Raw genomic sequence first — 20,325 nt, 5'->3', positions numbered from 1 at the left:
GATTAATATGTCAATATAACTGACATAACGGAACAGCATGGCAGATATCTCGACACGCAAGGTCAATCCGCTTTTCCTCCGCGAGGAAGAGCTTCGTCAGGGCATGGAACTGTTGTTTTATGCCTATCGTGATTTCACGGCCGAAGCCGATTTGCTATTGGAGCAATATAATTTCGGGCGCGCCCATCATCGGGTTATTCATTTCGTCAGCCGCAATCCCGGCATCAATGTCAGCGATCTTCTGGCGATTTTGCAAATCACCAAACAATCGCTGTCACGCGTGCTAAGCCAATTGGTACGCGAAGGTTTTATCGAGCAGAAAACCGGTGTGCAGGATCGTCGCCAGCGCCTTTTGACCGTGACGGAAAAAGGCGAGGAACTTGAACGCAAGCTATCGGAAAATCAGCGCACCCTGATTGCCAATGCCTATCGCGAAGCCGGGGCAGAAGCAGTCGAAGGGTTCCGCAAGGTGATGCTGGGAATGCTCGGTGCCAGTGACCGTGCGCGCTTTGATGATGAATTTTTGCCAAACGGGTTGCGACGGCGTCAGGGTTAGGCTTCCTTTTGCCAGGGGCGGGTTTGGCCCCCTGTGCCGGATGTTTTGCCGGTGCCGGTTTCAGGGGTATATTGTTGCGTATCGGGCATGGGGTGGCATTGGTTCATACCTATCGATATGGCACTGTTGATATGGCAGATACGACAAGGTGAAGTGAATGGACGAAATCGGGTCGCCGCATATTCTGGTGGTGGATGACGATGACAGGTTGCGCGATTTGCTAAAGCGCTATCTGGGGGAAAACGGTTTCATGGTAACCGTTGCCCGGGACGCGCAAGAAGCCCGGGCCCGGCTTGAGGGGCTGGAATTTGATTTGCTGGTGATCGATGTTTTGATGCCCGGCGAACGCGGTGTGGACCTGGCAAGATCGTTGCGTGACCGGGGCATGACAGTGCCGATCATGATGTTAACCGCACTGTCCGAAACCGAAGACCGGATTGCAGGGTTGGAAGCCGGTGCCGATGATTATCTGGCAAAGCCGTTTGAACCGCGCGAGCTTGTTTTGCGCATAGAGGCGATTTTGCGCCGCTATAGTGTGCAGCCTGAAACCGATATATCGCCCGCACAGGAAATATCGGCGGTGGCATTTGGTGATTTCCGTTTTGATATGGATCGCATGGTTTTGCAACGCGATGACGAACATGTTTATCTGACCACAGCTGAACAGGATTTGTTAATGGCGCTGGCGCGACGCACCGGGCAAACCACAACCCGCGAACAGCTTTTTGATTTGATCGGAGGCAACGGCAGCGGCGATCCTGCGGCTTCACGCAGCATTGATGTGCAGGTAACCCGGTTGCGCCGCAAACTTGAAGATGACCCAAAACAGCCAAGATACTTGCAGACAGTACGCGGTCGGGGATATGTCCTTTATACAGATTGAACTGCTGCATTGCAGTGAACGCGATTAATGACCGATCAAATCGATAAAGGGTGACGGTTTTGGGCAACGCTTATTCCGGATGGATCAAATCTTTGCTGCCGACAGGCTTGCTGGGCCGGTCCTTGCTGATCCTGATGACGCCAATGCTTTTGTTGCAGATCGTTACGGTGCTGATTTTCTTTGAACGGCACTGGGATACTATTGCCCGTCAGCTTAGCCGGGGTTTGGCGGGGGATGTTGCCTATGTGGTCGATTATATCGGCCAATATCCGGATCAGGCGCATTTTGATGCATTGGTCGACAATGTGCGCCGCCGCATGCAGCTTGATGTGGTTTTTGAACCCGACGCCATTTTGGAAAAACAAATCACCGAACCGCCTTATGGCCTGGTATCGGAAGAATTGTTTACCGCCCTTAAGGAACGCCTTGACCGGCCTTTCTATTTTGATCTGGAAATAGATGACCGTTTACTTGAAATTCGGGTGCAACTGCGTGACGGGGTGTTATCAATTGTGGCCCCGCGCAAGCGCCTTTATACCTCGACCACATATATTTTCTTTATGTGGATCGCGGGCACAGCCCTGATTTTATATGGGGTTGCGGTGTTGTTCATGCGCAATCAGGTGCGCCCGATCCGCCGCCTTGCCAAGGCGGCCGACCAGTTCGGGCGTGGTGTAAATGTCGACGAGTTCAAACCTGAAGGGGCGTCTGAGGTGCGGCTTGCCGCAGCATCCTTTATATCGATGCGCGATCGTATCCATCGTCATTTGTCACAACGAACGGCCCTGTTGGCCGGGGTCTCGCACGATTTGCGCACGCCCTTAACGCGCATGAAGCTGGAACTGGCGATGCAGGGCATGTCGCCGGGGGTAGATGCGCTTAAGCAGGACGTGCTCGATATGGAGCGCATGGTCGATGCCTATCTGGCATTTGCCCGCGGCGAGGAAGGTGAGCAGGCCGTTGAAACCGATATTGGCAAATTACTGACCGACCTTGTGGGCGAGGCCCTGCGGGATGGCCAGCAGATAGATTTGCATATCGAAGATAACCAGATGATGGAACTGCGCCGCCAGTCTGTTCGCCGCTGTGTTGCCAATATTATTGGCAATGCCGGGCGATATGCCGCCAACCTGTCGATCCGGGCGGGGCGGCGTGGCAATGACTTTGAAATTATCTTTGATGATGATGGCCCCGGTATTCCGGCCGATAAACGGGAGGACGTTTTCAAACCGTTTTTCCGGCTTGAGGAATCGCGTAATCAGGCGACTGGCGGTGTTGGCCTGGGCATGACCATTGCACGCGACTCTGCCCGTGGGCATGGCGGCGAAGTTTTGCTGGAAGATGCACCGGGCGGTGGTTTGCGTGTGCGCCTTGTGCTGCCAATTGGCCATCAATTACGGTAATTGATAACGGGCCTTGCAGCTTTTGGGGTGGTTTTGTTGATCCCCCATAGGTATCAAGCAGAATATAGAAGGCACGATCCGTTAGCGGATCGTGCCTTTTTATTGAAATCTGCTTGATATCTTCAGTTCTATGCGAACGGTTTATTGGGGAAAGCACGGGCTTTTAAAATGCCCGTCCGCCCATCCATCCGGTGTTTTGCGGGCCGGTTTTGGCCGGTGCAGTTTGAAACGAGTTTTTGCAGCATCAAAAGAATGTCGCAATATCGTCCAGATCCCGTTTGAATGTGGCATGTTCGGGAATTGTTGCATTTGCCGCCGGGTACCCGGTGACCAGCAGGATATAGGGTTTATCATGTGCCGGGCGGCCGCAAATCTCGCTTAGGAAGCTCATCGGGTTCGGGGTGTGGGTCAGGGTGGCAAGACCGGCGCGATGCAGGGCGGCGATCAGAAAGCCGGTCGCGATGGAGACGGATTCGGGAACGTAATAGTTCTTACGTATTTCGCCATCGGCTGATTTGCTTTTGCGTTCACCAAAAATGCAAATCAGCCACGGGGCAACTTCCAGAAACGGTTTGCTGTCATCCGTGCCCAAGGGGGCCAGCGCCTGTATCCATTCGTCCCCGGCGCGCCCGGCATAAAAGGCCCGTTCTTCTTCTTCGGCGGCGTGGCGAATTTTACGTTTCATGTCGGCATTGCCAATAACCGAAAAATGCCACGGCTGATGGTTGGCCCCGCTGGGGGCCGTGCCCGCAGCCCGCAGGCAGGTTTCAATGATATCACGCGGTACTGGCCGGTCGGAAAATTCGCGAATGGTGTGACGGGTGCGGATGTCGTCGTAAAAGGCGTGCGCATCGGCCCGCATCTGATCCAAAGGTTTTTCCTGATAATCGGGTAGGGGAATGGGGCGATAGGCAGTGATCGGTGCGGACGCAGACATAACAAACCCTGTAAAATTGTCAGTTAATTTTGTCAGACAATTTTACAGGGTTTGATGCGACATGCAATTAGTTCTGTTGCAATGGTAATTCTGGCAATTGTTATCGCGATGGGGAAATCATCAGGTGGCGCATAAATGGCACTATGGCCGGTATAACGCCTTTGGCGTCCGGCAAGGGTTTGCCGGGCTGGCGCACAGGCTTTGGCTCCCTCTGCTAATTGCTGCTGTTTCAGGAACTGCTATCGTCTGTGAATATCGGGGCAGCAGGTGTTGGTCGGGCTGGGGCCTTATAACGGCGGGGCGAAATAGAAATCGTCGAGCGATTGAACCAAAAGGCGGGTCTGGTCGATATGGGCTGCCATGATGTCCGCTGCTGTTTTGGCGTTCCCCGCAAGGATCGCGGCGGTAATTTCCTGATGCTGGCTATTGCTGTGCAATACTTTGTCATCGGCAACCAGCACCCGAAATTGCAACCAGTATACGGAATTGGTCAGACGATGCAGCAGCGATTGCAACAGGGTGTTGCCGCTGGTTTCAGCAAATAGCTGGTGGAATGCGAGATTATGACGCGACATCTCTGTAAGGTCGGCGGTGCGCTGTGCCTGGTCCAGGGCGTCCTGAATGCGGATCAGCTCTGCCGGGGCCGATTGCAGGGCAGGGGCGGCCAGACGGACTGCCAGTGCCTCCAGCGTGGCGCGAATAACGAACAGATCATCAAGTTCACGCCGGGTCAGTTGCCGTACACTCACACCACGATGGGGTTCGGACAGAAGCAATCCGTCACTGCATAACTGGCGAAAGGCCTCGCGTACGGTGGGGCGACTTACAGACAGCTTTTGGGTAAATTCGGCCTCTGTCAGGCGTTGTCCGGGGGCCAGTCGCCCGTCCCGAATGGCCCGGGTAATGGCATGGCATACTTGTTGTACCGCAGGGGCGTTGTTCTGCACGGGCATGGGTGTTTTTCCGGTTTTGCTGGTCCCCAAAGCGGTGTTTGGCTTGCCTTTGGGCGGGGTGGGTTACATATTGCAGTGCAGGTTTGGTTGATATGGATAGCAATATTGTCAGACAATATTTTACACAAATTTGATATAGATCAAAGTTGAATTTGATAAAAATACACAGAACTTGAATGTTTTCTTGCGATATACGGCAGATTGATGTTAAATCGCCGCAACTTGGCATCCATACTGTGCCGGGAACCGTGAATTTCTTTCCCGCCACGGTCTGATTGAAAGCTTCTGTCGAAACGGATTGATCCAGCACTATGGCTAGCAATTTTAACGAAGAAACCGTCACTTACGTCCATCACTGGACGGACACCCTGTTCACATTTAAAACCACGCGGGATCCGGGCTTCCGGTTTCTGAATGGTCAGTTCGCCATGATTGGACTCGAAGTCGAAGGCAAGCCGCTGTTGCGCGCCTATTCGATGGTCAGTGCCAATTATGATGAAGAGCTGGAATTCTTTTCGATCAAGGTTCCGAACGGTCCTTTGACCTCGCGTTTGCAACATATCAAGGTTGGGGACAAAATTCTGGTCGGGCGCAAGCCGACCGGGACGCTTATCCACGACAATTTGTTGCCGGGTAAAAACCTGTGGCTGCTTTCAACCGGGACCGGACTTGCCCCGTTCATGAGCGTCATTCGCGATTATGAAACCTATGAACGTTATGAAAAAGTTATTCTTGTTCATGGCTGCCGTGAAGTGCGCGAACTGGCCTATCAGGAATTCATTCATAATGAATTGCCCCATAACGAGTTTTTCGGCGAGGAAGTGCAGCAAAAGCTGTTGTATTACCCGACGGTAACCCGCGAAGAATTTACCCATCAGGGCCGGATTACCGAACTGATGGCATCGGGCAAGATTTATGAAGATCTGGGGATGGAAAAACCGACCCTGGAAAATGACCGTTTCATGCTTTGCGGTAATCCCGAAATGATTGCCGATACCCGTGCGATGCTGCTTGAGTGGGGCGGGAAGGAAGGCAATATGAACGAGCCGGGTCATTTTGTTATTGAAAAGGCTTTTGTCGAGAAATAACGCGGTAAATCTGACTCCTGTCGAAAAAATATAAAAGGGCATCGTTTTGGGACGATGCCCTTTTTCTATTGTAAGGGTTTTGGCGAGTAGGACATGAGTGATTTTGTATAAGTATTTGAAATATAAATATTATTTCACGCGCAATTTTTGATGCCTGTTTTTATTTCTTATCCCTATATGGGGGTATGGTGTAATATACGAACGTATTAGTTTGTTTTCAGGCGCAATCGCCAGATGCGAACAGGATCGAAAGTCTGGCAAGACAATTGATTGGATCATCATGTCTTACTTTAATTTCTTCTCATCTGATAAAAGCAGTTTGGCCGTGGAAACGATGAATGCCCTTGAGAGGTCTTTGGCGGTGATCGAGTTTGATCCCGAAGGAAGGATTCTTCGGGCGAATGACAAGTTTCTGGGATTGATGGGCTATAACCTTGAAGAAATTCAGAGCAAACACCATTCGATGTTTGTTGCGGAAAAAATTGTTAAGTCGCCGGATTATAAACAGTTCTGGGTTGATTTGCGCGCTGGCGAGTTTCAGCAGGCAGCCTTTCCCCGTCAGACCAAAGATGGGCGACGGGTATGGATCGAGGCGACATATAACCCTGTTTTTGATCGCACAGGCAAAGTTGTGAAAGTTGTTAAACTTGCCACAGATATCACCGCGCGACAGGAACACCTTGCCGATCAGGATGGCAAGATAAACGCCATTAGTCGCAGCCAGGCGGTGATTGAATTTGACCTTAAGGGCAATATTCTGGACGCCAATGACAATTTTTTGTCCGTTCTGGGGTACTCGCTGGCCGAGGTAAAAGGAAAACATCACCGGATGTTTGTTGAACGTGGCTATGCGAACAGCGCAGAATACAAAGAATTCTGGGACGAGCTGGCGCGGGGAAATTTTGTTGCCAGGCAGTTTAAACGGATCGCAAAAAATGGTGACGAAGTCTGGATCCAGGCATCCTATAACCCGATTTTTGATGTCGATGGCACTCCTTGCAAAGTGGTGAAATATGCGACCGATGTTACAAATCAGGTGCGCCTTCTGATTGACCTGAAGGCGATGATTGATACCAATTTTGCCGAGATTGACGAAAGTTTGGACCAGCTTGACGAACGTTCCGGCTTTGCCTCGTTAACGTCGCAAGAAACATCGGCCAATGTTCAGGCTGTTGCTGCCAGTGCCGAAGAGTTGCTGGCATCTATTAACGAGATTTCACGAAGCATGGCTGCGGCGCGCAGTTCGACCGACCATGTTTTTGACAAGGCGGTTCAGGCAAATTCCTCGACGGAAAAAATGAATTCGGTGGTGTCATCGATGGGGAATATTGTCGAGGTTATTCAGAACATAGCCAGCCAGATCAATCTGTTGGCGTTGAATGCCACGATCGAATCTGCCCGGGCGGGCGAGGCTGGCAAGGGGTTTGCCGTGGTTGCGACCGAGGTCAAGAACCTTGCCAATCAGGCAGCGCGGGCGACCGAGCAGATTTCGGCTGAAATCGAAGGGGTTCAGGCGATTGCCGGCGAGGTTAGCCATGTTTTGGGCTCTATTCGCGGGGACGTGGAAGGCGTTGTAAATAACGTAACCAGTATTTCATCGGCGGTAGAAGAACAAAGTGCTGTCACCAGCGAAGTGTCGATCAATATGCAGGCAATGGCTGTTTCGGTTGAAAGTTTTTCAGGTACCCTTAACGAGATCAAATATGCCTCGACAATGGTGGCCGGGGCGGTTGGCCGCACACGGGAAGCTGCGATGATCCTTGCTCGCTAGCTATTGTCGTGTCGCAATTAGAATCGCAAGAAAGCAGGCTGAAACGGGATTTACCCTGTTTCAGCCTGCCTTGCGATTAACAAAGGCGTTCGCCATTGGGAACTTTCTGGTCCGGACGAACAAGAACAATGCCGTTATCTTCGGTGCCATCGGCAAAACCCAGGCATAAAAATTCCGACATGAATGGGCCAATTTGACGGGGCGGGAAGTTGACGACCCCGGCCACCTGAAGACCGATCAGTTTTTCCGGTGTGTAATATTTGGTGATTTGGGCTGATGTTTTCTTAACCCCGATTGTTTCGCCAAAATCGACCCACAATTTAAGGGCCGGGCGGCGGGCTTCGGGAAAAGACCGGGCATCAATGACTGTGCCAACCCGAATATCTACTTTCAGAAAATCATCAAAACTGATTTCGCTCATACGGACCTCCATTTACTGTGCTGGCAAAATAGCGTGATCCCAGGCACCGCGCAAAGCGGAGACGACCGCCGAGCTTAAAACAGGAGTTTGGGCAAAATAGTGTAGGCCGGAATGGGGCTGGTTTTGACGATGGCCGCACAAAGGAGAGGTGCGGCAAGTTTGATGCACAAGGAATGCAGCAGGCAATGACGTGCCCCGGCAATTTGTGAAGGTCAGTTTGGGGGGCGCAAAGAAAAACGGCAGGGCCAAGAAGGCCCTGCCGGAAGTTTGATAACGGGAAGTTATCAGAAACTTATTTCGCTGCGGTTTCGGTTTTTTCGATCGCAACTTTCAATTCGTCAAGCGACTCGGTGAAGCGAGTCTGCAGCAGACCAAGAGCTTCTTCCTGGGATTTGCTTACAATACCTGAAAGTTCCTTGGCATTTGCCAGCGCGTCTTCATAAGCGGTTTTCGCAGCAGCGGTCTGTTTGGCAGCAGCAGCCATCGGGGTTTCGCCCGAAGTGGTCGAGAAATCTTTGCCCTGAGTGGTTGCTTTTTCCATCATGGTCTTGAAGATTTCGCTCTGGCGCTGTGCAACAGCCTGAAAGCCATCAAAAGCAATCTTGTTTGCTTTGGTCAGGGCTTCCATATTCTTGCGCTGAAAAGCCATCATTTCGTTGATATCAACGCCCGGCATTTTAAAGTCGGTGGCGAATTTGGTGAAATCAACGTCGAAGAACGGGTTGGTAGCTTTTTTTGCGGCGGTCATTGAGTGGCACTCCATTTTTCAATGCGACGGGTATCTAATGAGGCGCTATTGTGCGCCGCACAATTTCAACTGCAATGTGCCTGAATGCTGCGTCCGGGTCAAGGGTTATTTTGCACTGCACAAAAAATCTTGGGTTATATTTTTATGTCAGGCTGTAACCACAGGATGCAAGACGCATTTTGCCAAGGAAGGCATATGCAGATACCAGGATGGTTAAATTCAGGCCGGTGATGATGAAGCCCCGGTGCCAGAAACGGGCCGGGACGTTGGGGTGGCGGTGGCAGAACCACCATCAGTTTCATCATCGGTACTATCTGTGGCCGTTTTGGGGCAGCATTGAAAGGTCCGGTTTCCCAGTCGTGCAAGGCGGTTAAGCCCCTTGCCCAGGTGCTGGTCCCACCCTCCTGCCTGAATAAGGCTACCGTCAAGAATTGCCATTGTTGGCCCATAATCGGGGGTATCGTCGGTTAACCACTGGCGAAAACAGCGGGCGTAGATTGCCGTCATACCCGCCACGCGCAAGCTGCCATGCACGCCCCCGGTTTCAAAGCCGGCTGCGTCCAGCATCCAGCGCATTGAGGAAAAAATGCTTTTTGCTGCACGTGCGCCATCGGCCGGGCCCAAATCACCACCGGCCCGTAAAATGGATTTCAGTGCCGGCTTGTGCGGGGCCAGGGCATCAAACCGGGCCATGATGACGTCTATCAGGCGGTCGTGTCGGGGTTGGTCAAAATCGGCGGTATCAAGGTCGGCCAATACCTGCTGATCAATCTGGCGGGTAAAACTGCGCAGGATATCGCTGCGATTTTTGAAATGCTGATAGAGGTCATGCAACGACATGTCCGCCCGGGTGGCTATGTCGATCAGGGTTACCTGATGCCAGCTTTTTTCGGCAGCAAGGGCGAGCGCTGCAGTGATCACGGTCGTTTTCGGATCTTTTTTTGCGGGCATCGAAGGCTCCTGTTGTTGTGATAGGCCGGGCAGGGAAACCCGTATCAGAAAAAGAAAGCAGCTTCGGGGCAGTGTTGGGTCCCTGGCGTGTTGGGCGGCATATATATTGAAACATGCCGGGCCGTCGCGTGATGCGGCGCGCCCGGCACATGAATGCGTTACCCCGCCAGTTCGACCGACCGTTTGCGGGCGGCCTCGACGGCGCGGGCAAACAGGGCGGGCATTCCGTCTTCCGGGTTCATCAATACATCAAGGGCGGCTGCGGTGGTGCCACCGGGGCTGGTGACGTTTTTACGCAGGGTTTCGGCGGTGTCAGGGCTGCTATCAAGCAAAAATCCTGCGCCGACAACTGTTTGCCGCGCCAGAAGCATGGCCTGCTCAGCGGGCAGCCCGGCCGTGACGCCTGCCTGTGCCAGGGCTTCAACCATGTGGAAAACATAGGCCGGGCCGCTGCCGGAAACGGCGGTAACCGCATCCATCAGGTTTTCATCGTTAATCCAGGATACTTCACCAACAGCCTGCAATAAAACTTCGCACATGTCGCGCTGGGCAGCACTGACATAGTCGGTGGGGAACATCACGGTCATGCCGCGTGAAACAGAGGCGGGCGTATTGGGCATGGCGCGCACAATGCGGGCGGTTTCGCCCAGGTGTTCGGTGAAAAATGCGGTCGTGCGGCCCGCTGCAACCGAAAGAAACACCGTTTCCGCGCGCACCAGTGGTTTGTAAAGGTCAATAATGTCGGGCAAGACCTGTGGCTTTACGGCCAGTAAAACCACCTGGGGGATAAAACTGTCGGGCATGTCGGCAAGGTCGGTGATGCCGTGAATACCCAGGCGGGTTTCCAGGTTTTCGGCAGTGTCGGCCTGTTCGATCACATATACATTGTCGGCGTTCAGGCCGCGTGCCAGCCAGCCTTCGAGCATGGCGCCACCCATTTTTCCGCAGCCTACCAGCAACAACCGTGTTTTCATGTCTTGTCTTGCTCCGTTACGATGTCGCCTGTCTGGCGCAAATTGGACGAATGCCCGGTGAACGGGCCAGCCAAAAGCCGTAGCGTTGTTATGAAGGTGGGTCAAGTCGCCGGGTTTGCAAGGTTCTGATGCAAAGCCCCGTCATGGTGTCGCCCAAAAACCTTTGGCGCGATAATTGGTTGAATTTAGCGCGTGGCAATGGAGAAAATCCTGCAGGCATCGAGATTGGCGTTCATTTTATCTGATGGGTCTAATCCTGAAAAAATGAAGATTTTGCCACAAGCGGATGAAAGGGCATGGCCCTAATATATAGCAAAAGCAAAACACCTCGCCGGGGGCGAGGTGATTAACAAGGCGTTTTTTGAAGAAAACAGAAAGCCCTATGCCTGGCCGACAGGTTCCAGCATTGAACTGGCAAGGGCTTCATCGGGGCTTTTGCCTTCGCCAAGAACAAAGTTGAAGGCCGGAAAAAAGCGTTCGCATTCGGAAATTGCGATTTCGATCAGTTCTTCAAACTGCTCGGTTGCCGGGGGCACATCGCCACCAAATAACAGGGTGTGGCGAAACAGCGGCATGTTTTCGTCCAGCCATAATCCGAAATGACCAATCCACAATTGCTCATTACATTTGGCCAGCAACTCGTAGATGCGCGGGCGAATCGGGTCGGGCACAAACAGATCGAAACAGCAGGCAATGTGCAATGCTTCGGCATCGTCGCGCCACGTGAAATACACAAGATACGTACACCAGTGACCGGGGATTTCGACAACGATTTCGTCTGCGCTGCGCCGTTCCAGGTTCCACTGGTTGGTCTGGGCAATATCCTCGACAAGCAACAGCGGGTTGTCGTCGTCGATTTCGCCGTTATCCTGCATAAGGTCGTTCATATAAATTCAATCTAGTTTGTATCGCCAAAGGGCGCGCACTATAGGGCGCTCGCCGTTCGCTTGCAACCACTGTGGATACAGGGCTGAACGGCATTTGTCACCCGGCATGAACAGACCCGCTAGTTGAATTGCCCGGCGATGCGGTTAACGTCCCAGGGCGACAGGGTCTTTTGGGTGTGTGGCGTATCGGTTCCTGGCCCGTCCCCGCGCGTAGGGCGGGTTTGCGCGTGTGGTTTATCTTATTTGCTTGCCGGTTTGCTGCTTGCGGCCTTGGTCGTGGTTTTTGCCGCCGGTTTGCTGGCAGCTTCCAGTTTGGCCAGCCGGTCTTCAAGGGTGGTAACCTGTGCCTCAAGGGCGTCGGCGCGCTGGGTGGCTTTGGTGGCAATATCGCGCACCACGTCAAATTCCTCGCGCGTGACCAGGTCCATATTGATCAGGATTTTTTCAAATTGCTGGCGCACAAGTGCATCAACCTCGCCCTTAACCCCGGTCATGGTGCCCAGGGCACTGTTGGTTACACGGGTAAGGTCATCAAGAAGGCGATTGTTGATCTGCATTTCGGGCTCCGGCTGGTAAATCGGTTTTAATCTGATTTACCATAATATGGTGCGATGCCCGGTTGGGGCAAGCAACGAAGACATATTGTATGACATAGCTGTTTTGTGATGTGCAGTTACCTTGCCCTGTTGCGCGGGCATGCCTATAAAAGCAACCGGAAAAACAGTTTATAGCATGCGCAAGGCGTTCACCAGCGGGGCGCAGCAAAAGCAGGAGAACACGATGCTTATCGTTACAGGCGGGGCCGGGTTTATCGGGTCCAATATTGTTGCAGCCCTGCAAGATCGCGGTGAAACCGATATTGTGGTGGTCGATCGCCTGCGCGATGGCATTAAATGGCGCAATATCGCCAAACGCGAATTGCGCGATATTATCCACCCCGATGAATTGCCTGCATTCCTCGAAGCGCACCCCAATGACATTGATACGATATTTCATATGGGGGCTATTTCTGCCACGACAGAGCGTGACGCCGACAAGATCGTTGCCAATAATTTTAAACTGACCACGTTTTTGTGGGAATGGTGTTCGCGCCACAGCGCACGTTTGATTTATGCATCGTCTGCCGCCACCTATGGCGATGGCAAACAGGGCTTTGCCGATGTGTTTGAACAGGACGAACTGGCAAAATTACAGCCGTTAAATGCCTACGGCTGGTCCAAACATGCGACCGATCGCCGGTTTCGCCGAATCCTCGATCAAAACGGATTTCGGCCCAAGCAATGGGCCGGGCTGAAGTTTTTCAATGTTTATGGCCCGAATGAATATCACAAGGGCGGGATGCGATCTGTTGTGTCGCAAATGCATGACAAACTGGCGGCCGGTGAACAGGCAACCCTGTTTCAATCGCATCATCCCGATTATGAAGATGGCGGGCAACTGCGCGATTTTGTCTGGGTTGGGGATGTGGTGAACATCATTATGTGGTTATACGACCATCCTGATGTTTCCGACCTGTTTAACATTGGTACGGGTGAAGCACGCAGTTTCAAGGATTTGGCCCTGGCGGTATTTGCTGCCATGGGTAAGGAACCCGACATTAAATTTGTGCCAACCCCCGAAGCCATTCGCGATAAATACCAGTATTTTACCCAGGCTGATATGTCCAAGCTGCGGGCGTGTGGTTATGATGCGCCGATGACGCCGCTTGAAGAAGGGGTGCGTCAATATGTGCAGGACTTCCTTGCGACGGACGACCCGTTTCGTTAAATCCCGATAAGTTTAAATACTGTCACGCCTGGTCAGGGGATTTTCTGGCATGGTGGTGTGACAGTGCCATGTTCCTGCCGCCTTGTGCTGATTGATCAGGGCGTTAACGCAAACCTGCCATCCGAACGGAGTGCGCCTCGATGCTCAGTCTTGCCTTTCCGGCAATCGATCCCATCGCCATTGCCATTGGCCCGCTGGCAATCCGCTGGTATGCCCTGGCCTATATTGCCGGGCTGATTATCGGCTGGCGTTATACCCTGGCTTATATCAACAAGCCGCCCTATGTGATGACGCGAAACCAGGTCGATGATCTGTTGTTCTGGGCAACCCTGGGGGTCATTCTGGGGGGGCGGACAGGGTATGTTCTGTTTTATAACCTGGATTTTTATCTCGCCAATCCGTCGCATATCCTTAAGGTGTGGGAAGGCGGTATGTCATTCCATGGCGGAATGCTGGGCGTAATCATCGCAGTTTTCTGTTTTGCCAGATTGCGCGGCATTTCGTTTTTGGGTGTGGTTGATGCCGTGGCAGCCGCGGCACCCATTGGCCTGTTTTTTGGTCGTATCGCCAATTTCATTAATGGTGAACTGTTTGGTCGCACCACTGATGTGCCCTGGGGCATGGTGTTTCCGCGGGGCGGGCCGGAACCGCGCCATCCCAGCCAGCTTTACGAAGCCGGGCTGGAAGGCATCGCGCTTTTTTGTATTTTGTTTGCTCTGGCCCGCAGCGAAAAAATGCGATCCCACCCTGGTGTTGTGGGGGGAACGTTCCTGGCTGGTTACGGCATTTGCCGCATCATCGTCGAATTTTTCCGCCAGCCTGACCAGCAACTTGGGTATCTGATGTTTGGTGCGACAATGGGGCAGCTTTTGTCGGTGCCAATGGTTCTGGTCGGGGCAGGGGTTGCCATTTATGGCCTTAGCCGCCCGGCACTGGTTGGCACAAAGCCCGAAGACGACACCAAAACCAAAACGGCAAAATCCTGATATTATGACCGACAAAGACAAAGCATCCAGCCCGCTTCTCGACCATTTGAAACGCCGGATTGCCATTTCCGGGCCGATAACCGTGGCCGATTACATGGCCGAGGCATTGGCTCATCCGCAATGGGGATATTATCGCAAGCAGGACCCGTTTGGTCAGGCCGGTGATTTCGTGACCGCCCCCGAGATCAGCCAGATGTTTGGCGAACTGATAGGCCTGTGGGCCGCCGTTACCTGGCAACAAATGAGCAGTCCGTCGCGGGTGCATCTGGTGGAAATGGGGCCGGGGCGGGGCACCCTGATGGCGGATGCCTTGCGTGCCGTGCGCAACGTGCCCGGCTTTGCCGATGCCGTGACAGTGCGGTTTGTCGAAACCAGCCCGGTTTTGCGCAGCCGTCAGCAAACCGCGATTATGGAATATGGTATTCCGGCTGTCTGGCACGATAATTTTGACGATATTCCCGATACGCAAAATGCCCCTATGATCGTCATTGCCAACGAATTTTTTGATGCCTTGCCGGTGCGTCAGTTTCAGTTTGGCAAGGATGGCTGGCGTGAACGGCTGGTGGCCATTGCCAGCGAAACCGATGAATTATGCTTTGTTAGCGGCGGGCTGGCCCCGATGACGGATGCGTTGGTGCCGGTTACCTTGCGTGGCATGGCCAAGATCAATGATGTTTTTGAAACATCCTCACTGGCCATTTCGATTGCTGATCAGGTTGCGAAGCGCATTAACCGCGATGGCGGGGCGGCCCTTATGATCGATTACGGGCACGCCCATAGCGGCTTTGGCGATACCTTGCAGGCGTTACGCCAGCACAAATTTCACCCGGTTCTGTCCAATCCCGGCGATGCCGATTTAACCACGCATGTCGATTTTGGTGCATTGTCACGCACATTCGAGCAGGCTGATGCGCGCACGGGGGCGGTGTTGGGGCAGGGTACCTTTTTAAAAATGCTGGGCATCGACGCCCGGGCAGAACTTTTAAAACAGTCTGCAACACCCGATCAGGCGATTGCCATTGATGCCGCCTTAAAGCGCCTGATTGATGCGGACCAGATGGGAACACTTTTTAAAGCGTTGATCGCCTATGGTCGGGAAACGGCACCACCCCCTTGTGTGAGTGGTGTTGAAGGTTGATCGTTGATATTGCCTGTTTGTAACCGGAAAGAGCCGGGCGGAGGATGAGGGTGACTGAGAATACGAAACGTGCCGGGGCCAATAACGGTGTTTCATTTCTGGAAACTGAAAGCCTAGGGACGGTGAGCGGGTTAAAGCACGGTTTCTTTACCCGTAAGGGCGGTGCCAGCAATGGTATTCACGCCGGGTTGAATGTGGGTTTCGGGTCTGATGATGACCATGACATTGTTGCTGAAAACCGTAACCGTGCCGCGGCCGCATTTGGCACCACGGCGGACAGGCTGACAACGGTTTATCAGGTGCATGGTGTTGATGTGGCCCATCTTGACCGGCCCCTGTCGCGCGCGGAAACCCCGCGTGCCGATGCCATGGTAACAGACCGTGCAAATGTGATGCTGGGTATTTTGACAGCCGATTGCACGCCGGTTTTGTTTTGCGACCCGGTTAAAGGCGTTATTGGTGCTGCCCATTCGGGCTGGCGCGGGTCGTTTGCCGGTATTTCCGAAAGCACCGTTTGCGCAATGGAAAAACTGGGGGCAACACGCGACAATATTATCGCCGCCATTGGCCCCTGTATCGGGCGCGCTTCCTACGAGGTCGATAGCGGCTTTCGCGATAAAATTCTAACAGGGCCGCGCGGGGATGCCGATCTGTTTGATCCATCTGTTCGCGCCGGGCACTATATGTTCGATTTGCCGCAATATGTTTATCGCCGAACGCTGGATACAGGGATTGCGACGGTTGAGTTGCTGGCGCGTGATACACTGGCCGAAGAAGACCTGTTTTACAGTTACCGCCGCACGACATTGCGCGGTGAGCCCGATTACGGCCGCCAGCTTTCGGCGATCATGTTAACCCGGGCTTTATCCTGAACTGCCCACCCTCGATTGCAGGAGGTTTCTGCGCGTGCCCCATATGATCATGTTGTTTGCCTTTATCATCGTTGCCTCGATGATTGGCTGTGTCGCGATAATGTGACCCATGTGTAAGTTGATGACCGTGCGTTTCGTAACTGTGATGGTGCTGGTTTTTGCCCTTGCTGCCTGTGGCAAATTACCGCGTCCGTTTGAAGGTGCCGGGCGCGAGGGCGACCCGCAATTGATCGATGTGCCCGATGCTGCAACGATCAAGGTTGATGTTGCAAATGATTTGCCCGACGGGGCGGCACGGCATCTGGCCCGGGCAATGGTTCGTGCCTTGCGCGCCAGCGATATTGCCGCCTATTCGGAAGACCCGTCAGAAGGGACTTATGTTTTACATCCCAATGTTATTGCCCGTCTTGATGATGCCCGGTTTGCACATGTGGATGTAACCTGGGTTTTGTATAACAATCAGGGACTGGCAATTGATTCGACCGCCAATAACGGCCAGATCACAGCGCAAAGCTGGTTTGCCGATGCGCCAAAGTCACCCGAAGACGGCACCATGAATGTGCCGCCCGATATTGCCCGCAAACTTAGTGCCCTGACACCGGAAGGGATAAAGGAAAGCCCGGCGGAGCAGGAATTTGACCAACTGGTAACCGCCCCTGCCAAATGGGTTGTCGGTAAAGTTAGCGGTGACCGCACATCGATGGTGATGGCCAAGCCGTTAAAGGTGGCCCTTGTTGATTTTGCCGGGGCGCCGGGTGATGGCAATGAAGCCCTGCAACGGTCCGCCCGGGCCTTTTTGCAGGCCAAGGGAATTGCGATCAGCACCGATATCGACCCGGAAAGCATTGTGCTGTCGGCGTCGATTAATGTGCAGCCGGTGAAAAAAGGAAACAGCCCCCCCGAGCTGGACCGCGTGACCATCGACTGGGTGTTGCTAGACGATAGTGGCCATGAACTGGGCCAGATGACGCAGGATAATGCCGTACCACATGGCAAACTTGACCATCGCTGGGGCAGTATTGCATCTCTTGCCGCCCAGGCGGCGGTTGATGCCCTTGAAGGGGCGCTGGGCCAAATCGCCCGTGACAGGGGGCTTTTGCTTCGGGCCGATAAATAAAACGCCATCCTGGTGGTCGTGCCTGCTGATGATTGCGGCGTTTTGTCGCGCAGGTTTCGCAATCGACATTAATACTTTGGGCCTTGCTGTGCCGCCGTGCCGTTGTGCCGGGGCAATCGGTGTTTGAAATCTCGTGGTATTTTAAAAGAAATGAAATACCACCTGCGGTGTTGTATGCGATCTGCCTGGCCCCCATAAGATGTGCAGGCAATGGATAAGGGCTGCAACGCATATCTTTCATGCGTGAAAAGACCGCGCTGTTAGCCATAGCGACCATTTACAGACTGTTAAGGTCTGGGTATAAAGCCGCCGCGGTCCCTATGGGGGGCTGCGTAGGCATTTTTTCGCTTTCCCGGCACCCATAAACCGAGGCCCCACAATGAAAATCCTCGCCTGTAACAGCAATCTTCCCCTTGCCGAATCGATTGCGGATCATTTGAATCTGCCGCTTACCCGTGCAGATGTTAAACGATTCTCCGATCAGGAAATCTGGTGTGAAATTCAGGAAAACGTCCGCGGTGAGGACGTTTTTGTGATTCAGAGCACATCTTTCCCCGCCAACGACAACCTGATGGAAATGTTGGTGATGCTTGATGCGCTGCGCCGTGGTTCGGCACGTCGTATCACGGCTGTCATGCCCTATTTCGGATATGCCCGTCAGGATCGTAAATCTGGCCCCCGCACGCCGATCTCGGCCAAGCTGGTCGCCAACCTGATTACAGTTGCCGGTGCCGACCGTGTTCTGACCATGGATTTGCATGCAGGCCAGATTCAGGGTTTTTTCGATATTCCGCTTGATAACCTGTTTGCATCCCCGGTTTTGACCAGCGACATTCGTGCAAAGTTTGATGGCCAGAAACTGGTGATCGTCAGCCCTGATGTGGGCGGTGTGGCCCGTGCGCGTTCGGTGGCAAAACGCCTGGATGCCGAACTGGCGATTATCGACAAACGTCGCCCCAAGGCAGGCATTTCCGAAGTCATGCATGTTATTGGCGATGTCAAGGATGCGGCCTGCATTCTGGTTGACGATATTGTTGATTCGGCAGGTACCCTGTGCAACGCCGCCACGGCGTTAAAAGAACGTGGCGCGTCATCGGTTGCGGCCTATGTCAGCCATGGTGTTTTGTCTGGCCCGGCAGTTGAACGTATTGCCAATTCCCCGATGAGCGAAGTTGTCACAACCGACTCGATCAAGGCATCGGATGCGGTACGTGGGTGCAGCAAAATTCGTCAGTTACCGGTTGCTCCGCTGATGGCAGAAGCAATTCGGCGGATTTCTGAAGAAAAATCTGTTTCCGTTCTTTTCGATTGAGGGTATAACGCCCTCGCAGCGCTGGCACCCCTGGAGGCCAGCGCGCTTGTTTTCGTGGGCTTTCAGCGGTGAATCACACCGACCTGCGGAAACGATACTGTCTTAGTTCAAGGAGCTTTTCCGATGGCAAATGCCACTCTTACTGCGGAAATCCGTGAACGGGCTGGAAAGGGGGCCGCCCGTGCCGTGCGTCGTGCCGGTATGGTCCCTGGTGTCATCTATGGTGCAAAACAGGATCCTGTTATGTTCCAGATTGACCCGCGTCCGCTCGTGAAACTGCTGCACAAGCCGGGTTTCTTCTCGCACGTTCTGACCATTGATGTTGCTGGCACGTCTTACGACGTTCTGCCGCGCGATGTTCAGTTTGACAAAGTGACCGACGAACCGATGCATGTTGACCTTCTGCGTTTCGCAAAAGATCACAAGCTGACGGTTGAAGTTCCGGTTCGCTTTATCAACGAAGAAAAATCTCCGGGCCTGAAACGCGGTGGCGTTCTGAACATCGTTCGTCACGATGTTGAACTCAACTGCGATCCGAAGGCAATTCCGGAAGAGCTGGTCTTCGATTTGACCGGTTTCGAAGTTGGCGACTCGGTTCACATTTCGGCAACGACCTTGCCGGCTGGTTCTGAGCCGACCATTACCGACCGTGACTTCACCGTTGCGACCATTGCTGCACCGTCATCTTTGAAATCCGAAGATAACGCCGCTGGCGATGAAGAAGAAGCAACCGAAGAATAAAATCGGGGACTTGCGATGTTTTTGGTGGTTGGACTGGGAAACCCGGGTTCGGGATATGCCGGCAATCGTCACAATATCGGCTTTATGGCGGCGGACGAAATCGTCCGCCGCCATTCTTTTGGCCCCTGGCGACGCAAGTTTCAGGGGCAAGTGGCCGAAGGCGACATTGGCGGCACCAAAGTTTTGGTGTTAAAGCCGGAAACCTTTATGAACCTGTCCGGGCAATCGGTCGGCGAGGTGCTGCGATTTTACAAAATTCCGATTGAAGACGTGATTGTCCTGCATGACGAGCTTGATTTGCCACCGGGTAAATTGCGGGTCAAACGGGCAGGCGGGCACGGCGGCCACAATGGCCTGCGATCCATCGACGCCCATTGTGGCAAGGAATATCGCCGGGTAAGGTTGGGCATTGGTCATCCGGGCGACAAGGCGCGTGTGCATGGGCATGTGTTGGGGGATTTTTCGAAATCCGAACAAACCGGCTGGTTATCAGCTTTGATCGACGGGGTCGCGCAGGAATTGCCGCGCCTTATCGCGGGTGATGATAGCGCATTTATGAGCAAGGTTGCCAATCTGGTAACCCCGCCCAAGCCAAAGGCCCCCAAACCGCCCAAGGCAGGCAAAGCAGGCAGCGCCGGAAAAAATAAAGGCGATGCGGCTCAGCCCGGGGCAACGGGTGATGATGCCGGCCCGACGATGGATGATCTTGGTAACGGGGCTGTCCGCCGTGCTGAAATGGTCGCCCAGGGAGACAAACAAAATAGTGCGCCCTCAACAATGGCGCAGGCCCTTGCCAGGGCCTTTGGCCTGAAGAAATAAG

General features: G+C 53.5%; 21 protein-coding genes. 13 read left to right on the top strand and 8 right to left on the bottom strand.

The window, feature by feature from the left end:
- The first annotated feature begins 37 nt into the window (after window positions 1-37).
- From THS27_RS04015 to THS27_RS04005, 3 genes are all read left to right on the top strand, one after another.
- Window positions 38-556 (top strand): MarR family winged helix-turn-helix transcriptional regulator, encoded by a 519-nt coding sequence (locus tag THS27_RS04015; protein ID WP_085588096.1) that lies wholly within the window; start codon window positions 38-40, stop codon window positions 554-556.
- Between the two features lie 157 nt (window positions 557-713).
- A complete protein-coding gene (locus THS27_RS04010; RefSeq protein ID WP_085588094.1) occupies window positions 714-1,439 on the top strand; it encodes a response regulator in 726 nt (241 codons plus the stop codon).
- A gap of 92 nt (window positions 1,440-1,531) precedes the next feature.
- Window positions 1,532-2,842, top strand: a complete 1,311-nt coding sequence (locus THS27_RS04005; RefSeq protein ID WP_349596604.1) for an ATP-binding protein — start codon at window positions 1,532-1,534, stop codon at window positions 2,840-2,842.
- Between the two features lie 244 nt (window positions 2,843-3,086).
- Here THS27_RS04005 and THS27_RS04000 read toward each other — a convergent pair whose 3' ends face one another.
- Both THS27_RS04000 and THS27_RS03995 read right to left on the bottom strand, forming a co-directional pair.
- Window positions 3,087-3,779, bottom strand: coding sequence for a nitroreductase family protein (locus tag THS27_RS04000; protein ID WP_085588091.1), 693 nt, complete (start codon window positions 3,777-3,779; stop codon window positions 3,087-3,089).
- A gap of 287 nt (window positions 3,780-4,066) precedes the next feature.
- Window positions 4,067-4,732: a GntR family transcriptional regulator gene (locus tag THS27_RS03995; protein ID WP_085588089.1), complete on the bottom strand. Its 666-nt coding sequence runs from the start codon at window positions 4,730-4,732 to the stop codon at window positions 4,067-4,069.
- 311 nt (window positions 4,733-5,043) lie between these two features.
- Here THS27_RS03995 and THS27_RS03990 point away from each other — a divergent pair, with 311 nt between their 5' ends.
- Window positions 5,044-5,820, top strand: coding sequence for a ferredoxin--NADP reductase (locus tag THS27_RS03990; RefSeq protein ID WP_085588087.1), 777 nt, complete (start codon window positions 5,044-5,046; stop codon window positions 5,818-5,820).
- Window positions 5,821-6,154: 334 nt separating this feature from the next.
- Window positions 6,155-7,591, top strand: coding sequence for a PAS domain-containing methyl-accepting chemotaxis protein (locus THS27_RS03985; RefSeq protein ID WP_246832833.1), 1,437 nt, complete (start codon window positions 6,155-6,157; stop codon window positions 7,589-7,591).
- Window positions 7,592-7,667: 76 nt separating this feature from the next.
- On the opposite strand, the gene THS27_RS03980 is transcribed toward THS27_RS03985, so the two are convergent.
- The 6 genes from THS27_RS03980 to THS27_RS03955 all read right to left on the bottom strand — a co-directional run bounded on the left by THS27_RS03980 (window position 7,668) and on the right by THS27_RS03955 (window position 12,129).
- Entirely contained in the window at window positions 7,668-8,012 is a 345-nt protein-coding gene (locus THS27_RS03980) for a tRNA-binding protein (RefSeq protein ID WP_085588083.1), read from the bottom strand.
- A gap of 292 nt (window positions 8,013-8,304) precedes the next feature.
- Complete coding sequence (locus THS27_RS03975; RefSeq protein ID WP_085588082.1) at window positions 8,305-8,760, bottom strand: phasin family protein; 456 nt, start codon at window positions 8,758-8,760, stop codon at window positions 8,305-8,307.
- Between the two features lie 219 nt (window positions 8,761-8,979).
- Window positions 8,980-9,711 carry a TetR/AcrR family transcriptional regulator gene (locus tag THS27_RS03970; RefSeq protein ID WP_085588080.1) on the bottom strand — a complete coding sequence of 244 codons (732 nt, stop codon included), beginning with the start codon at window positions 9,709-9,711 and terminating at the stop codon, window positions 8,980-8,982.
- 158 nt (window positions 9,712-9,869) lie between these two features.
- Window positions 9,870-10,685, bottom strand: coding sequence for a pyrroline-5-carboxylate reductase (proC, locus tag THS27_RS03965; RefSeq protein WP_085588078.1), 816 nt, complete (start codon window positions 10,683-10,685; stop codon window positions 9,870-9,872).
- A gap of 380 nt (window positions 10,686-11,065) precedes the next feature.
- Entirely contained in the window at window positions 11,066-11,572 is a 507-nt protein-coding gene (locus THS27_RS03960) for a YbjN domain-containing protein (RefSeq protein ID WP_246832830.1), read from the bottom strand.
- A 239-nt stretch (window positions 11,573-11,811) separates the two neighbouring features.
- Complete coding sequence (locus THS27_RS03955; RefSeq protein ID WP_085588076.1) at window positions 11,812-12,129, bottom strand: accessory factor UbiK family protein; 318 nt, start codon at window positions 12,127-12,129, stop codon at window positions 11,812-11,814.
- Window positions 12,130-12,352: 223 nt separating this feature from the next.
- Between THS27_RS03955 and rfaD the strand changes: the two genes are divergently transcribed.
- The 8 genes from rfaD (at window position 12,353) to pth (ending at window position 20,324) form a co-directional block, all read left to right on the top strand.
- Window positions 12,353-13,339: an ADP-glyceromanno-heptose 6-epimerase gene (gene rfaD, locus THS27_RS03950; RefSeq protein ID WP_085588270.1), complete on the top strand. Its 987-nt coding sequence runs from the start codon at window positions 12,353-12,355 to the stop codon at window positions 13,337-13,339.
- Between the two features lie 140 nt (window positions 13,340-13,479).
- The gene (lgt, locus tag THS27_RS03945) at window positions 13,480-14,325 is read left to right on the top strand and encodes a prolipoprotein diacylglyceryl transferase (protein WP_085588074.1); all 846 of its coding nucleotides are present in this window, start codon (window positions 13,480-13,482) and stop codon (window positions 14,323-14,325) included.
- A 4-nt stretch (window positions 14,326-14,329) separates the two neighbouring features.
- Window positions 14,330-15,463: a class I SAM-dependent methyltransferase gene (locus THS27_RS03940; protein WP_085588072.1), complete on the top strand. Its 1,134-nt coding sequence runs from the start codon at window positions 14,330-14,332 to the stop codon at window positions 15,461-15,463.
- Between the two features lie 50 nt (window positions 15,464-15,513).
- Complete coding sequence (gene pgeF, locus THS27_RS03935) at window positions 15,514-16,335, top strand: peptidoglycan editing factor PgeF (protein WP_246832829.1); 822 nt, start codon at window positions 15,514-15,516, stop codon at window positions 16,333-16,335.
- A 121-nt stretch (window positions 16,336-16,456) separates the two neighbouring features.
- Window positions 16,457-17,452 carry a hypothetical protein gene (locus THS27_RS03930; protein ID WP_085588068.1) on the top strand — a complete coding sequence of 332 codons (996 nt, stop codon included), beginning with the start codon at window positions 16,457-16,459 and terminating at the stop codon, window positions 17,450-17,452.
- A 379-nt stretch (window positions 17,453-17,831) separates the two neighbouring features.
- Window positions 17,832-18,764: a ribose-phosphate pyrophosphokinase gene (locus THS27_RS03925; RefSeq protein WP_085588066.1), complete on the top strand. Its 933-nt coding sequence runs from the start codon at window positions 17,832-17,834 to the stop codon at window positions 18,762-18,764.
- A 123-nt stretch (window positions 18,765-18,887) separates the two neighbouring features.
- Window positions 18,888-19,505, top strand: a complete 618-nt coding sequence (locus THS27_RS03920; protein WP_085588064.1) for a 50S ribosomal protein L25/general stress protein Ctc — start codon at window positions 18,888-18,890, stop codon at window positions 19,503-19,505.
- A gap of 15 nt (window positions 19,506-19,520) precedes the next feature.
- Window positions 19,521-20,324, top strand: coding sequence for an aminoacyl-tRNA hydrolase (gene pth, locus THS27_RS03915; protein ID WP_085588062.1), 804 nt, complete (start codon window positions 19,521-19,523; stop codon window positions 20,322-20,324).
- Window position 20,325: the final 1 nt, after the last annotated feature.

Source organism: Thalassospira sp. MCCC 1A01428, from assembly GCF_002115825.1.
In the GTDB taxonomy this organism is placed as follows: Bacteria; Pseudomonadota; Alphaproteobacteria; order Rhodospirillales; family Thalassospiraceae; genus Thalassospira.
This window is presented reverse-complemented; position numbering and strand designations above follow the sequence as displayed.

Bases quoted from the DNA above. Each gene is read 5' to 3' on its own strand.
- THS27_RS03955 (WP_085588076.1), bottom strand. From the start codon at position 12,129: ATGCAGATCAACAATCGCCTTCTTGATGACCTTACCCGTGTAACCAAC.
- THS27_RS04015 (WP_085588096.1), top strand. From the start codon at position 38: ATGGCAGATATCTCGACACGCAAGGTCAATCCGCTTTTCCTCCGCGAG.
- THS27_RS03925 (WP_085588066.1), top strand. From the start codon at position 17,832: ATGAAAATCCTCGCCTGTAACAGCAATCTTCCCCTTGCCGAATCGATT.
- THS27_RS03920 (WP_085588064.1), top strand. From the start codon at position 18,888: ATGGCAAATGCCACTCTTACTGCGGAAATCCGTGAACGGGCTGGAAAG.
- rfaD (WP_085588270.1), top strand. From the start codon at position 12,353: ATGCTTATCGTTACAGGCGGGGCCGGGTTTATCGGGTCCAATATTGTT.
- THS27_RS04000 (WP_085588091.1), bottom strand. From the start codon at position 3,779: ATGTCTGCGTCCGCACCGATCACTGCCTATCGCCCCATTCCCCTACCC.
- THS27_RS03960 (WP_246832830.1), bottom strand. From the start codon at position 11,572: ATGAACGACCTTATGCAGGATAACGGCGAAATCGACGACGACAACCCG.
- THS27_RS03970 (WP_085588080.1), bottom strand. From the start codon at position 9,711: ATGCCCGCAAAAAAAGATCCGAAAACGACCGTGATCACTGCAGCGCTC.
- THS27_RS03980 (WP_085588083.1), bottom strand. From the start codon at position 8,012: ATGAGCGAAATCAGTTTTGATGATTTTCTGAAAGTAGATATTCGGGTT.
- proC (WP_085588078.1), bottom strand. From the start codon at position 10,685: ATGAAAACACGGTTGTTGCTGGTAGGCTGCGGAAAAATGGGTGGCGCC.
- THS27_RS03985 (WP_246832833.1), top strand. From the start codon at position 6,155: ATGAATGCCCTTGAGAGGTCTTTGGCGGTGATCGAGTTTGATCCCGAA.
- THS27_RS03975 (WP_085588082.1), bottom strand. From the start codon at position 8,760: ATGACCGCCGCAAAAAAAGCTACCAACCCGTTCTTCGACGTTGATTTC.
- pth (WP_085588062.1), top strand. From the start codon at position 19,521: ATGTTTTTGGTGGTTGGACTGGGAAACCCGGGTTCGGGATATGCCGGC.
- THS27_RS03940 (WP_085588072.1), top strand. From the start codon at position 14,330: ATGACCGACAAAGACAAAGCATCCAGCCCGCTTCTCGACCATTTGAAA.
- THS27_RS03990 (WP_085588087.1), top strand. From the start codon at position 5,044: ATGGCTAGCAATTTTAACGAAGAAACCGTCACTTACGTCCATCACTGG.
- lgt (WP_085588074.1), top strand. From the start codon at position 13,480: ATGCTCAGTCTTGCCTTTCCGGCAATCGATCCCATCGCCATTGCCATT.
- THS27_RS04010 (WP_085588094.1), top strand. From the start codon at position 714: ATGGACGAAATCGGGTCGCCGCATATTCTGGTGGTGGATGACGATGAC.
- THS27_RS03995 (WP_085588089.1), bottom strand. From the start codon at position 4,732: ATGCCCGTGCAGAACAACGCCCCTGCGGTACAACAAGTATGCCATGCC.
- THS27_RS03930 (WP_085588068.1), top strand. From the start codon at position 16,457: ATGACCGTGCGTTTCGTAACTGTGATGGTGCTGGTTTTTGCCCTTGCT.